Annotated in this window: 11 protein-coding genes and 2 pseudogenes; 8 read left to right on the top strand and 5 right to left on the bottom strand. The window is 53.7% G+C overall.

What is annotated here, in order from left to right:
• The first annotated feature begins 79 nt into the window (after nucleotides 1-79).
• From KBY58_RS04835 to KBY58_RS04820, 4 genes and pseudogenes are all read left to right on the top strand, one after another.
• Nucleotides 80-472, top strand: coding sequence for a putative quinol monooxygenase (locus tag KBY58_RS04835; RefSeq protein ID WP_254934705.1), 393 nt, complete (start codon nucleotides 80-82; stop codon nucleotides 470-472).
• A gap of 14 nt (nucleotides 473-486) precedes the next feature.
• A complete protein-coding gene (locus tag KBY58_RS04830; RefSeq protein WP_255003227.1) occupies nucleotides 487-2,313 on the top strand; it encodes an alpha-amylase family glycosyl hydrolase in 1,827 nt (608 codons plus the stop codon).
• A gap of 326 nt (nucleotides 2,314-2,639) precedes the next feature.
• Nucleotides 2,640-3,308 carry a hypothetical protein gene (locus tag KBY58_RS04825; RefSeq protein ID WP_255003226.1) on the top strand — a complete coding sequence of 223 codons (669 nt, stop codon included), beginning with the start codon at nucleotides 2,640-2,642 and terminating at the stop codon, nucleotides 3,306-3,308.
• Nucleotides 3,309-3,348: 40 nt separating this feature from the next.
• A pseudogene (locus KBY58_RS04820) lies at nucleotides 3,349-3,690 on the top strand (NADPH-dependent FMN reductase); the annotation flags it as partial.
• Nucleotides 3,691-3,882: 192 nt separating this feature from the next.
• Here the strand turns inward: KBY58_RS04820 and KBY58_RS04815 are convergent.
• From KBY58_RS04815 to KBY58_RS04800, 4 genes are all read right to left on the bottom strand, one after another.
• The gene (locus KBY58_RS04815) at nucleotides 3,883-5,961 is read right to left on the bottom strand and encodes a PP2C family protein-serine/threonine phosphatase (RefSeq protein ID WP_254934708.1); all 2,079 of its coding nucleotides are present in this window, start codon (nucleotides 5,959-5,961) and stop codon (nucleotides 3,883-3,885) included.
• A 1,065-nt stretch (nucleotides 5,962-7,026) separates the two neighbouring features.
• Nucleotides 7,027-7,734 (bottom strand): pirin family protein, encoded by a 708-nt coding sequence (locus tag KBY58_RS04810; protein WP_255003225.1) that lies wholly within the window; start codon nucleotides 7,732-7,734, stop codon nucleotides 7,027-7,029.
• A 162-nt stretch (nucleotides 7,735-7,896) separates the two neighbouring features.
• Nucleotides 7,897-8,349 (bottom strand): hypothetical protein, encoded by a 453-nt coding sequence (locus tag KBY58_RS04805; RefSeq protein ID WP_255003224.1) that lies wholly within the window; start codon nucleotides 8,347-8,349, stop codon nucleotides 7,897-7,899.
• Between the two features lie 359 nt (nucleotides 8,350-8,708).
• Nucleotides 8,709-9,971, bottom strand: a complete 1,263-nt coding sequence (locus KBY58_RS04800; RefSeq protein WP_255003223.1) for a glycosyltransferase — start codon at nucleotides 9,969-9,971, stop codon at nucleotides 8,709-8,711.
• A 654-nt stretch (nucleotides 9,972-10,625) separates the two neighbouring features.
• Between KBY58_RS04800 and KBY58_RS04795 the strand changes: the two genes are divergently transcribed.
• Entirely contained in the window at nucleotides 10,626-10,859 is a 234-nt protein-coding gene (locus KBY58_RS04795) for an addiction module protein (protein WP_255003222.1), read from the top strand.
• A gap of 360 nt (nucleotides 10,860-11,219) precedes the next feature.
• Here KBY58_RS04795 and KBY58_RS04790 read toward each other — a convergent pair whose 3' ends face one another.
• Nucleotides 11,220-11,483 (bottom strand): hypothetical protein, encoded by a 264-nt coding sequence (locus KBY58_RS04790; protein ID WP_255003221.1) that lies wholly within the window; start codon nucleotides 11,481-11,483, stop codon nucleotides 11,220-11,222.
• A 117-nt stretch (nucleotides 11,484-11,600) separates the two neighbouring features.
• Here KBY58_RS04790 and KBY58_RS04785 point away from each other — a divergent pair, with 117 nt between their 5' ends.
• The 3 genes and pseudogenes from KBY58_RS04785 to KBY58_RS04775 all read left to right on the top strand — a co-directional run.
• Nucleotides 11,601-12,287 (top strand): hypothetical protein, encoded by a 687-nt coding sequence (locus tag KBY58_RS04785; protein WP_255003220.1) that lies wholly within the window; start codon nucleotides 11,601-11,603, stop codon nucleotides 12,285-12,287.
• Nucleotides 12,288-12,495: 208 nt separating this feature from the next.
• Nucleotides 12,496-12,720, top strand: a complete 225-nt coding sequence (locus KBY58_RS04780) for a hypothetical protein (protein ID WP_255003219.1) — start codon at nucleotides 12,496-12,498, stop codon at nucleotides 12,718-12,720.
• Nucleotides 12,721-12,980: 260 nt separating this feature from the next.
• Nucleotides 12,981-13,275 (top strand): annotated as a pseudogene (locus KBY58_RS04775) (photosystem II q(b) protein); the annotation flags it as partial.

Below are 13,275 nucleotides of genomic sequence, written 5' to 3'. Positions count from 1 at the left end.
CAGAGCCCTACAAAAGAATGAAATTCTCCAATGGGTATTCGTGCAAAAGCAACCGAGCCAAAGGTTCCATTGGAGGGCCTTGGCAACCAGACTGCTGGCACTGGCAGTGGTGCTGGTAATGGGCCTGTGGGGGGTGCAGCCAAGCCTGGCCGCCAGCAACGAACAGGTAAGGGTGGTCGGCAGGCTGCCAATGCAGCTGAGCACCACTGAAAGGCAGGAATTTGAACACCAAACCATGGACCTGGCCAAAATCACCCGGGCCGAGGATGGGGTAATCCAGTACTCCTGTAATGCCGACATTGAGAAGCCCGGCACCTACGTGTTCGATGAAATCTGGCCGAGCGAACAGGCCCTTAACGACCATCTCAACACAGACCATTTCAAACAGTGGTGGGCCTGGGTTGAACCCCACCTAAATGGAGATCTGGTAATCAACATCGCCGATACAAGACAATTCCATAGCGTCTCCTAAAGATTGCTAACTCCATGAATGATCCGCAGACCTTCCTGGCCACCAAGGAGGTGGATTTTAGGCAAGAATTCATCTACTTCATTATCGTTGATCGCTTCTTCGATGGCAGCGCCGACAATGAGGAACGCCAGGGGGTTTGGGATCGGGGGGAACGGGCAGGGCTACTCGACAAAACCTGGATGGAATGGGGTAAGTACTGGGGCGGCAATCTACAGGGAATCATCGACAAAGTTGAATACCTCAAGGCCCTAGGAGTAACCGCCGTATGGCTTTCACCGCTATTTGAGCAGGTGGATGACATGCAGTTCAACCGAGCACCAATGCACGGCTATTGGACACGCGACTTCAAACGGATCAACCCGCGCTTCCTTCCCCAGGGGGAGTCGGCCAGCCTGGGAAGCTCAGAGACCCTGAAAAGACTGGTGGAAACCCTCCATGACTCAGGCATCAAATTGATATTAGACGTGGTTTGCAACCACAGCTCACCAGACATAAATGGGAGCAAGGGAATTGTGCTTGATGATGGAAAACCATTTGCCAACTTCCACAGCGACGAGGCAAACCTATATCACCACAACCCAGAAATCACAGACTGGGAAGATGAATACCAACTGATCAACCAAGAAATGTGTGGCCTAGCCACATTCAACGAAAATAATATCAACTTCAGAAATTACATCAAAGATGCCATCAAAGCCTGGATAGACATTGGGGTTGATGCCCTTCGGGTGGACACCCTCAAGCATATGCCCCTATGGTTTTGGCAGGAATTCACAACAGACATCAAACGCCACAAACCTGAAATATTCCTATTTGGAGAATACGGGTTTAGCAAACCCTGGGATCGGCGATCAGTTGCATACGCCAATCACAGCGGCATGTCAATCTTGGACTTTGGCCTCTGTGAGGCCATTCGATTTGCCTTTTCAAACCAGCAACCGGGAGGGTTTAAACTGATAGAGAAGGTATTGGCCATGGATGAGGTCTACAAACGTGCCAACGAATTGGTGACGTTCATAGACAACCACGACATGCCTCGATTTCTATCCATTGTAAGCGACTCCAAAAAACTTGACCTGGCATTGGTGTTACTAATGACACTACGCGGAGTGCCATGCCTTTTCTATGGAACAGAACAATACCTCCACAACAACACTGACGGAGGGGAGGATCCCTACAACCGACCGATGATGGAATGCTGGGATCAGAACAGCCGTCCATACCAATTAATCAGCAGGCTTGTTCAGCTACGCCGTACAAACCAGTCCCTAACAATGGGAAACCACCAGCAGCGATATGTGGACCAAAGTCTCTATGCCTTCAGCCGCCACTATCGCGACAGCCATGTGCTCGTAATATTAAACCAAGGATCAGCCACCCAAATTAGCCTGAACGAAACTGGCCTGCCAAATGGTTTACATACCTGCAAGCTCACTGGAGAGGTGCTAGAGCAAAAAAATGGCCTCATCAACAACGTGGCCATGCCAGAGTATTCCGCAAGGGTGTTCAGTGTGGAGGGCCTAAGGGTGCAGGGCCAGGTGGTAGGGGTATTTCAGTTAAACGGATACCACAGCCAGCCTGGTCAACGGATCGCAATCACAGGCAGTTGTCCCGAGCTGGGCGAATGGGACCACAGCCTGAGTTACGGCATGGAGTATGTAAACAGCAACACATGGATTGCGGAAGTTGCCTTCAACGCCTCTGCCGGGGTCTCGATCGCGTTTAAATTTGTGGTAATGAATCAAAACAGAGCTGAAGTTATAGAAAATATTGTGAGCCGAAATCAATTATTACCCAACCAAGGCCGAATAAAGCTGGATTGCATCTGGAACGACGATTAAACCAAGCGCAAACCCTCAATAGGCCTAAAACAATACGAACCCTTACAGAATTGGGCAGCGTTGCGCTGTCTAAATATCATGGAAAAATATCGATCATCACAAACTTGAAATCCATTTCTCAGAAATTAAGGAAGCTGCCTGGGCCAAGGCAAGTTGCAATGGTGGCAATTGCATTAGTAGCAGCCACGGTCTTATTTGGTCAGGCACCCGTGCTAGCGCAATTCAGGGAACTATTCACGCCAATTCCTCAAACGGCGGTACTCAAACGGGGTGCCACTGAAAGAGTCGACCACGACTTTACCAGTTCGGGCGGAGTGAAAATAAAGATGCCGCGATTTCTCAAGAATCCCAGGCAATTCACCACAGCTGGAGGTGATGTCTTGGTGATGCTTAGAACGCCTGGGGATACCTGCGGCCTATACGAACTCAGCGAAACCATTGCACCCAATGATGCGGGGCCACCGCCCCACTTCCATTTCGCATCCTCCGAGTGGTTCCTTCCTACAGAGCCATCCACATTTCGAATCTACGGCACCCAGGAGGCAAACCCCCTCACTCCCGGTCAACTCCCCGGTGTCAACGCCCCAGCGCCCAAGATGGGTTCCCTGGTGATCGGCAAGGGCGAACTGGTGTATTCACCGAAAGGAACAGTGCATTTCTGGCACAACGAAAGCCCCAATAAGGAAGACATACGCGGCTTTTACAACATCTGGAACCCAGCAAATGGCGTAAACGACTGGTTCGCGGGGGTAAGTGATGTGAACGGCAGCACCGCCGTTCTTCCCCTGCCGGGCCCCCAGGCCACCACACTCCAAACAGCCCTCTGGGGTGTACCCCACGACCCAACCGGTACCTTTGTGGGCCGAAGCGACTACCGCAACATTCGTGGCCCTGTAGCCAGCGATGGGAACCATCTTCAAGAGCTGCAGGAGCTGTTTGATCGTGGAGAAGCCTGCTACCCGAAGAGCGGTCCTACAAACACTAAGAAGGTCTAAAGATGGCCAAACACAATGATCTACTGGTACTAGCAGCGAGCTGCGAAAAAATCTAGAGCTGGCCCATCACTTTTCAGACGCTGCCACCGGGCAAGGTAAGCACGTAAGAGTGACTGATCTCACCCTAGATCCGCCACCACTTTTCACGCCAAGAAGCCAGCAGCAGGGTTTACCAGCGGGTGTCATTACACTGCAGGAGCAAATGCTGGCGTCATCCCACTGGCTAATTTGCTCGTCAGAGTATAACGGTTCGATCCCACCGGTGTTCACCAGTGCCATCGCCTGGCTTCCGACCCAGGGAGAGGATTTTCGTGCCTTATTCAATGGCCAACCAGTTGCAATTACCAGCCATTCCGGTAGCGGCGGCATTGAATGCCTTTCAGCCCTGCGCATTCAATTGGCCCATCTAGGTGCCCATGTGGCAGGCCGCCAAATGGTATTGCGTGGCGATCAAACTACGAAGCGGGAAAGCATCGAAGCCCTACTAAATACCCTATTTCAAATGCAGCCTGCCTCGCGAAGTGGTAATTATCCAGACCATGCTGCAAATTCAGACTGTTATTGGCTTCCGAACCTATTTAATTTTCATTACCAGCATTGTGAGATCATCGAACTGCTCAGCGTCAGCACGATGCTGGCTAACTGTCTCTGTCATTTGATCCAACAAAGATTTGGCTGTCGTTTCTTTTGGATCAACATTGGCTAGCACGCCCTTAACGCCTTCTAGGCCAAATGATTTATCAGAGGGTGATCTTGAATCCACAAGTCCATCGGTATAGGTAAAGAGAAGCTGGCCGGGCTGCAAATCCGTTGTATTCACTTCGTATTTTGCTCCATCAAAAATACCAATGGCTGGCCCCGTGGTTTTCAATTCATCCAATACGCCTAGTTCTCTGACAATAATTGGCGACTCGTGCCCGGCGCAAACATAGCTCAATTGATTTTTGCTCTTCTCAAAGGCTCCCAAAAAGAGTGTGGCAAACATAGATGATCCAGCATGATTAGTGGCCATATAATTATTAACTTGGGTAATCGCATCATCTAAGGATCTTTCCAATCCCTGATAAGCCAACTCCTTATCTTCATCTAACAATGAATACCTGATCAGGCTTCGAAAAACCGACATGAACAAGGCTGAGGCAATGCCTTTGTCACAGACATCAGCGATTACTACGTATGTAATGTCTCCTGAATCAACAGCATCGTACCAATCGGCACCAATATCGTAGGCAGGATCAAAATCAGCGGCTAGCTCAACATGCTCGGAGCTCGGGAGATCTTCGATAACAAAACTCTTTTGAATATTAGTTGCCGTTTGTATTTGCTGATCAGTAACAGCATGTTCTAGCTGACTAGTCAACAATCTCCTAAGATTATAGCCTGTCTGATTAATATCTTCAAATAGCTTTCCTATTTCATCCTTTCGAATTGTGGCAATTCTAGCCTCAAAATTTCCAGAGCTAAATTCTTTTATTGTTGATGCGGCCAGCTGGATCGGTTCTGCGGCTTTTCTGCAAACCAAGGCAATTACTATTGTTGCTCCTAGGAGGGTAATTAATTGATAGGCTAGCTGCTCCATAATCTGATGCCTAACCGTTGCATAGCTAGATTCCTTATCAGTGATTGCAACCATACTCCACTGACTATCAATTTTCTTTGAATACACAAAGTAATCTCTACCTTCAGATTCCGTCTCCCCGAAATTGCCCCTGACACCTGCATGCAATGCGACTTTCACAAAAGGACCCCATGGGCCTTTCGAGATTTCCGCAGGAGTCTGTAGCGATACTTTGTCATTAACTGATGATTCAGGGAAAATAACATATCCGTCCCGACTAACCATCATGACCTCTAATCCCGTAAAGTCATTATTTTGCAAAGATATAGGTGTATTCCAATGCGCATCTAGTGCACCACTATCTTTGCCATCAGAATCCATAATTTTTACGATTTGATTAAAAACAAGTCCAAGACCGGAATCCTTAGGGGTATCGCTGAGGCCTATGGCAATACTCAAAACTCCGGAGGGAATAGACGAACTTGTGGAGACAGAACTAACCCCTGGTGCATAAACTGGAACACTTTCCACATAACAAGGCTGTCCAATAATGCAGTTCTGGTAGATTCCATAAGCAGGCTCCCCCTGCCTTGATTTAAGGAAATATGACCTGGAAAATGCGTACTTTCTCGTGACAGGTTTTGTTACATTAGTGCCAACAAGCAGGTCGCCATCTCTGCTCCAGAGCCGCCAAGATCTATAGGGAAAAAGAATATTTAATCGGTCAAAAATTTGCTCGGTTTCATCCTGATCAAGCTTTCTAATTGGCGGCGCAAATGAAAGTATCTCAAGTAGCTGCTTTGTGCTTTCCCTCCACTTTGTGATCCCAAAATATACGAAAGAGCCTTGCTCAACAAGCAGTTTCTGGGTTTCTAGTGTCGCCTTTTTTGTATAGTGAATATCTGTGGCAATATTGATCGGAATTAAAATTACTGCCAAGCCCGCCCAGATGCTTACTATCAGCTGGCTACGCAGAGATTTTGGACCGGCAAGGGTTCTAGCCCTAATTTTATTAAGATCTAAATTCTTAATGATTGGCTTATCGGTTACCCAGCTTGTATCTGATCGCTGGGGGCGTTGATTGATAGGGGCCATGGGGGTAAGCGCTTTGGCGAGTGGGCAATCTGAATTTCGCTTGCTCCTCAATTTGCATCATAATCGGGTTCGCTTATTTTTGCAATAATCATTCTCAACCGTTGCGGGGAGGCGCGGCAAAGGTCTTGGGGAACCGGGGCCAGGAGGTGAGAATGCTGAAGGTTGAATCTGGAATTGACAAACGAAATAGGATATTGGTATACTGGCATTAGAATTAGGCTAAATATGAATTTCACTTTCTGCACTTTGGAGTATGAACAAGAAGTAGACGGTCGCTGGATCGCCGAGGCACCGAAACTACCTGGAGTTCTTGCGTACGAGAGTACCTCTGGTGATGCAATTTCAAAAGCGGAAGTCTTAGCCCTTAGTGTTATCGCTGATCGGCTCGAGTATGGCGAATCCAAGCAAGTCAGTATCCAGTTTTAACTACCACTCTCCGCATGAGTAATTGGATGGAAAGTTTAACGCCCGCCAAGCTCACACAAGACCCTAGAACATGCAGAGTATTCAGACTACGTTTTTGCATTCCACGTCGGAGACGAACAGACACTCGACGTAGGCCAGGCCAGAACCGGTCTGCAGGGATGGCATGAATGGACGGATGTAAAAACAGGCCTACGGCCCGAAGCCATTATCAGCGAAACAGGGGGCTAAAGGCGCCTTAGGAGGAATAAGCCCACCTCCAGCTAGAGACAGCTAGAGACAGCTAGAAACTTTCCCTTGAGAGAAAAATTCAGCCGAACTAAGTTGACCATGGGGTTGATTAATCGGTTGACTTAAAGGCCCAAACAACCTCCCAAATCAATTGCAGCGCAGTCGTTCTCATTATGAGAGTAATTGTAAAGCGAAGGCCATCGGTCCAAATCCGTTAACAGGCTTTTTACCCAGATCTGTTGCAGCCCTGTGATGGCAGGGGTTTGGGGGATTCTGGGCAGGGCGCAAGGGCGCTGAGGGTTGATTTTGGGGTTGATTAATTGGGGGGGCGATTGGCTGGAAGGCTGAGTGTTCATGCCTGAGACTTAGTGACCTGTCCAACTTTTGGGGACAATCCCCCTCTGACGGCGTTCAACGCAGATCAAAAAGCAGCAGATCGGCTCCGCCAGTCCCTGCAGTGAAGGTCTGAAATTGACCAGCGTTAAAGCCCAGACCATCCCCCTGCTGCAGAGCATGGTGATCGGTCGTGCCAGCACCATCAATCAGCTGGATCCAGCCCTGATTGCCGCTCTCGATCGCCAGACTGAGCGTCTCGCCTGCATCGGGTTGGGCCCGCCAGAGCCGCACGGGGCGGTTGATGGCCATGGCGCCCTTGGCCTGGCCGGGATCCAGCAGGGGCGTCCAGCCGTTGCCAATGACGAAGAGCTTCTGCCCATAGGCCGGGGCGATACCGGCGCTGCTGGGCTCGATCCAGATCTGCAGCAGCCGGCAGGGCTGGTCACCCTCGTTTACCTCGCTATGCACCACGCCAGTACCGGCACTCATCCGCTGCACTTCCCCGGCCCGCAGCACCTCGGCATGGCCCATCGAATCGCGGTGGTTTAGCTGGCCCTCCACCATCACCGTGACGATCTCCATGTCGCGGTGGGGATGCATGCCGAAGCCTCTGCCGGCGGCGATGGTGTCGTCGTTGATCACCCGCAGGGGGCCATAGCCAATCCAGGCCGGGTCGTAGTGGGAGGAGAATGAAAAGCTGTGCCAGCTGTCGAGCCAATCGAGCTGGCTGTGGAAGCGCTCGGCGGCCGGGCGGAACACCAGATCGGATGCGGTGGTGGTCATGGCTGGGGGGTGCACGCACAGGAGATCTTCACCCTTTGGGAGAGAGCGTGTCTAAGCACTAAATGAAGTTGGTCAATTGACCAACTAGCTGGAGACGCTGCGCGCCTCGTAATTCAATCCAACAATGTCCACCAAAACCAAACCGGGGAATCGGCTACATATTTAATTAATCACCTTGAGCACGTTGATTCGCTTGGTGGAAATCCAACGCGCCACTGCGTCGGTATCGGCCTTGCTGGGCAGGCAGATGCAGCCCGTGCCCGGTAGGCATGTATGGATGCCAAGGGCAGAGCGGCTGGTCGCGAATCGGGGCTTAAGGGCAATCCACCAGCTACCGCCCCAGGCCTCAGGCCTGTCGATGCCGTAAACACCCATGGGCAGAGGTGCACCATTCCCAGGGCTCCAGCGTCGATCAACACGTTGTGCTGTCACCGTTCCACTGGCTGCGGGCCAGCTGGCAACCGTTAGCGGCCCCTGGCGCACCTGCAGCCGCCAGCGTTGATCGCCGCTGGCCAATTTGCCGTTCACCCTTTCAAACACCAGTTCATGGGCTGGTGTACCCCATCCGGCCGGGCTAGCCAACAACAGGGCGGCTGCGACCCAAAGGGATTGCATCGAAGCCTTCCTCAGCGTTCTGCACACCAATCTTGCCGGCAGGCGCTGGCGTGAGTCCAGACCCCTCTGAGCCAGAGCCCTTAAAAACCGATCGATTGCCCTCGGGTTGATTAACGCGGGGGGAGAAGCGTGCGTTACCCCCCCCTGCTGCTATCCCTGGCTGAATCTCCAGGAGCTGCTGCAAGCCACTCACTCTCTTCACGTAGTAATGAATCCCCCAAATCCCATATATCCCATAGACAAAAACCACCCGGGCAACTCAAACAGGGTTTCTTTGCTGGCAGAGGGGGATAACAACGGCAGATCAGCGCTGGCAGAACGCTGCTGGCCCACGTCGACATGAAGGCGCGCGTAAACCGTCACCCGGACGCGGCCTCCACCAGATCCGCCGCCGCCACTACGCCCCCAGCTGCCTGATTCTCCGCCTGCAGCCGCCGGGCCTGCTCCCGATAACTTGGATTGCCGAGCATCTCCGCCACCTTCGCCCGCAGGGCCTCCACACCAAGCTTCTGCACTGGCAACACTTGGCCTGCCCCACTGGCGGCCAGGCGGGCGGCAATGCCGGGCTGCTCGTTGGTGATGGGGATCGCCAGCACCGGAACGCCAGAGCCAAGGGCCGTCAGGGTGGTGTTGAGGCCCGCGTGGGTGATTACGAGGTTGGCCCGTTCGATCAGCCGTTGATGGGGCGCATAGGCCACCACCAGAGGGTTGCCGGGGAGCTGCAACGGTTGGCTCCTGGGATTGCCCAGGGAGATCACCAGCTGGGCCTCCAGGGGGGCGCAGGCTGCCGCGATCTGCGCAAAGATCTCCGGCAGTCCATTTTGCAGCGTCCCCAGGGAGGCATAGATCAGGGAGCGTCCGTCCAGCCGCTCCCAGGGGAAGGGCACGGCATCCCGCAACAGGGGTTCGCGGCCGGAGGGATCCGCCAACCGTCCCACGTAGTGAAAGTGGGGAGCCAGTTTCTCCCTCGGGAAATCAAAGGCCTGGGGCAACTGGGCCAGCTGCAGCAGAGGGGAAGCCGCCTCTTCTCGTCGCCGGTGCGGCACCAGCCCCAGCGCCTTGCGCTGTTCCTGCAGATCACGCCACAGGGGCTCCGTGAGTCGATCCAGCAGCGCGTTACCCAGTTGGTTGCGCCAGCGCGCCCAGGGCCGACGGCTTGGCCGCCAGTCCGTGAAGTAAGGCGGCACTGCGGCCTCACGGTTTACCGGCAGGGCATTGCAGATGGTGAAAAACCGCAGGCCCAGCATCTCGGCCACCGTGCCGGCCGCCGGACTCAGCTGATCCACCAGCAGCAAATCGATGCCCGCCGTCGTGAGCGCCTGGGGCAGCTCGTTCAGGAGCATGACCTGCTCCCTGCCGAAGAAATCAACGGAGAAGTTCAGCCCCTCCAGCCCATTCAGCTTCCCCAGGGTGGCGAAGGCCTTCTCCACGGCCCCCGGCGGAAAGGGGGTCGACCCGATCGTCATCACCTCCAGCGGAATGTCCGCCAGCTGGCGGGCACCATCCGCCACAGTGAACACCACCACATCGTGGCCCCGCCGCTGCAGCTCCATCCCCAGCGCCACCATCGGGTTGAAATGGCCGATGGCCGGGGGCGACACGAGGCCGTAGCGGTGGGTCATGGGCTGGGTGTAACGGGGCTCTCCTGCGCATCATCCTCTCTGAAATGGCGCTGGCATCAGCCCAAACTGCCAAGACCGCAACCTGTTAGCAGTTGACATCGACATGAACCCCAAAAACTGAACCGGCCCTTATGGGAGATTGCTTACTGGTCAGATTTGGCCAGGGTAAGCCTCATAATATGAAAGCCCCCAACCACTAGGGTTAGTCATCTGGCAGATTAATAAGTTGATTAACAGGCTCAAAAAATTGCCAAGATCACCTGAAATGCAGTCAATGTCATCATCAAAATCATTGTAAAGCGAAGGCCATCGGTTCAAATCCGTTAGCCGGCTTTTTTACACAGATTGGTTGCAGAGCTCTGCTGCAGGGGCTTTGAGATGTTGGAGGCTAGGGACGAGAGCGTGGCGGGTTGATTAAGGGGTTGATTGAGGGGTTGATTAAGGAGTGAGGGCCTTCCTGCGCAATCGGAATTCGGCGGCACACCGCAACTGAAGCTCAACCAGCTGCTGCATAGGCACCCCTCCCATTCCGAATGGACCAATGAAGGGGGTCACGTCAAGTTTGCGGGCGCTGCAGCACTGTTGCTGATACTCAATCTGCCTGAGGTGCCAGCCCCCTAAAATTGGACTGGATAATGCTTGGAGGCTCTTGCTATGAATGTGGATCTTCCCCTAGCCAAGATGAGCTTGGACGACAAACTCCAGGCCATGGAAGTGCTTTGGGCCGATCTCTCCAAGGCCCCTGAACAGGTGATGTCCCCCGCCTGGCATGCAGAAGTTCTGCGCAACCGGCGTGAGGAGGTCCAGCAGGGAAAGACCAGCTTCCAGAGCTGGGAGGCTGCAATCGGTGAACTGAGAAATGAGCTGCGTGGAAATCAGGCTCCTTGATGGAAGAAAATATCCACCTACGCCGGAATCCACCTGCAGGTGAATGGATTTTACCGGATATTGATAAAGCGCTTTCCGTTTGCCCTTTACTACCTGATCGAAGAAAGTTCAATCGACATCTACGCAATCTTCGATTGCCGACGTGATCCGAACTGGATACGGCGAAGGCTTGGTTCCCCTGGAGAGTAGGGAAGATAGCCCCGAATAACTTAACCAGCCCTTATTGGAGTTTGCTTATCAGCCAATCTGGGCCCAAGACCCCACATTCCTTAAGGCCACAGCAAAAAGAGGTTGGCCATCGGTCCAAATCCGTTAACAGGCTTTTTACCCAGATCTGTTGACCCTCCTATCCACTTGTCGTCAGGCGGTTCGGGCTAAGGAAGATCTGCGCCGCCGCCCCAGCGGTTCGATCCACTCGTTCAGCACGTGGAGATGCTGTTGGTAACGCGGTGCGACCCGGCAGCCCAGCTGGATTTGCCCTTGATCGAGCAGGCGTCCCAGCCGTTGCATCGCTGCCTGTTCAGCCCTAGTGAGGCGATCTTGCTGGATCAGCAGCCAGTCGATCTCAGCCTGGGTGATCACCCCAGAGCTCAGGCTTTCAAGAAACAGCTCTCCGGTGGTCATCACTCTGTAACGAAGTCGTTACATTGTGGCGACTGGCCAGGGATTCTGTGAAGCCTGGTGCCCCGAGCAGCCGCCAGGATCATTCCCAAAATTTTGCCCTGATTCACGGCTATCGCCATGAACCCACCCCTGATCTTTGTGTTAGCACCTGCACTACAGCTGCCTGATGCCAACACGTCTCTTGAGGTTCTGCAGCAAGCGCAGGCGGCAGGGCCCTCCGCTGGTTTTGTTCTGCGGATTTTCAGCCGGGGCGCTGAGCATCCCGATCTGGAACAGCTTCCCTTCGATGGTCGTCTTACCGGAGAGCAACGCAGTAGCAGTGATGGCACTCAGTTGCTCTGCGACGCCCTAGTGGTTCGAATAGAACCCCGGCACCACTGGCTAGGTGTTTATCAGGGCGATCCGGAGAACCCGACCTGCCTGCGGTGCATCGATCGCATGGCGCTCAGCGAGCTGAGCAATGCCACCTGCTGGTTCTACCCCACCCATGAAGGCAGCTTTCTGAGCTGGGAACGGGGCCTGCGCCTCACCTTGGAGCCGGGCTCGATCGTCGATTCTCCTGAGGAGCTGAGTTCGGCGCCTTACGAGCGCAACCAAATCTCAGTGCTCTGGAGCCTGCTGGGTAACGACGCCAACCTCACCTGTGTGGGGCTCACCTACGGCGGCCAGCGCCTCGTATGGCCGTCGCAAGCGCTTAGCTCAGACTCGATGGCGACCTGGGGTCTGTTCAGGGTCGACAACCAGGCCGAACCCAGCCTTGTGGTGGAAGACTCTAAGAAGGTTTTTCCCGCTCCAGCTCCGTGACGTTAGAGATGGGGTTGCCCCAAAGGGGCTGTCGGAGCTAGAGATCCGGCTCCTGACGGTCGGGCTCCTGACGGTTGGGGTGGTGGTTCTATTTCGCTCCACAGCCAGCCAAGCCTTGGGACTCTCCAAAACAGGGCCCCATGAAAAGGAACCATGGCCTCCAATTAACAATTCTTTGCATTAAGGTTTTGCAAATGGTTTTCTCCCCTTGAACGACCTTCTTGCTGCTGTCTACCTGATCTTCTTTGCGCTCATAGCCGGGGGTGCTTTTGCACTAATGAATCAAAACCTGCGCAATTCAGCCGAGCTGAGCTCCCAGAGAAGTGGCGCCAAGCCAAGGCGCCATCCCGAAGCTCCCGAACCAGGTGAAGAAGTTCTTTATGCCGACTTCAGCCGGGAGCGCCTAGAGCAGCTCTATCAACAGGCGCAGTAAGGCAAAAGCGCTTTGCAACGAGTGCCGCAGCCAAGCCGAGCTGGCCGATCACGAAGCCGAGCATGGCCAGCACCGCCATTAGCTGGGCTTATCGATGCCATCAGAACTACTGAGGCCAAAAGCTGGACGCAAGCCGCCTTGCGAATGTGAATAGGTGTTAACTTTTGATGAGCGAGCGGTTTTCCGCCCCGCACCTACCTGCTGCTCCCTAATCAGTTCCTTTGGAAATTGGTCAAGCGAGCGCACTCTCTCCCGTTCTTATGACAACCACAATTCAGCAGCGCCAAGGCGCTTCTGCGTGGAACCAGTTCTGCGACTGGGTTACCTCCACCAACAACCGCCTCTACGTGGGCTGGTTCGGCGTGCTGATGATCCCCACCCTGCTGGCGGCCACCATCTGCTTCATCGTTGCTTTCATCGCAGCACCACCCGTCGACATCGACGGCATCCGTGAGCCCGTTGCCGGTTCACTGATGTACGGCAACAACATCATCTCCGGTGCTGTTGTTCCTTCCAGCAATGCCATTGGCTTGCACTTCTATCCCATCTGGGAAG

Source organism: Cyanobium sp. HWJ4-Hawea (genome assembly GCF_024345815.1).
Taxonomy (GTDB): Bacteria; Cyanobacteriota; Cyanobacteriia; order PCC-6307; family Cyanobiaceae; genus Cyanobium_A.
The sequence above is the reverse complement of the archived record's forward strand: the minus strand, read 5'-3'. Positions and strand labels throughout refer to the sequence as shown.

Bases quoted from the DNA above. Each gene is read 5' to 3' on its own strand.
- KBY58_RS04830 (WP_255003227.1), top strand. From the start codon at position 487: ATGAATGATCCGCAGACCTTCCTGGCCACCAAGGAGGTGGATTTTAGG.
- KBY58_RS04825 (WP_255003226.1), top strand. From the start codon at position 2,640: ATGCCGCGATTTCTCAAGAATCCCAGGCAATTCACCACAGCTGGAGGT.
- KBY58_RS04815 (WP_254934708.1), bottom strand. From the start codon at position 5,961: ATGGCCCCTATCAATCAACGCCCCCAGCGATCAGATACAAGCTGGGTA.
- KBY58_RS04810 (WP_255003225.1), bottom strand. From the start codon at position 7,734: ATGACCACCACCGCATCCGATCTGGTGTTCCGCCCGGCCGCCGAGCGC.
- KBY58_RS04805 (WP_255003224.1), bottom strand. From the start codon at position 8,349: ATGCAATCCCTTTGGGTCGCAGCCGCCCTGTTGTTGGCTAGCCCGGCC.
- KBY58_RS04800 (WP_255003223.1), bottom strand. From the start codon at position 9,971: ATGACCCACCGCTACGGCCTCGTGTCGCCCCCGGCCATCGGCCATTTC.
- KBY58_RS04795 (WP_255003222.1), top strand. From the start codon at position 10,626: ATGAATGTGGATCTTCCCCTAGCCAAGATGAGCTTGGACGACAAACTC.
- KBY58_RS04790 (WP_255003221.1), bottom strand. From the start codon at position 11,483: ATGACCACCGGAGAGCTGTTTCTTGAAAGCCTGAGCTCTGGGGTGATC.
- KBY58_RS04785 (WP_255003220.1), top strand. From the start codon at position 11,601: ATGAACCCACCCCTGATCTTTGTGTTAGCACCTGCACTACAGCTGCCT.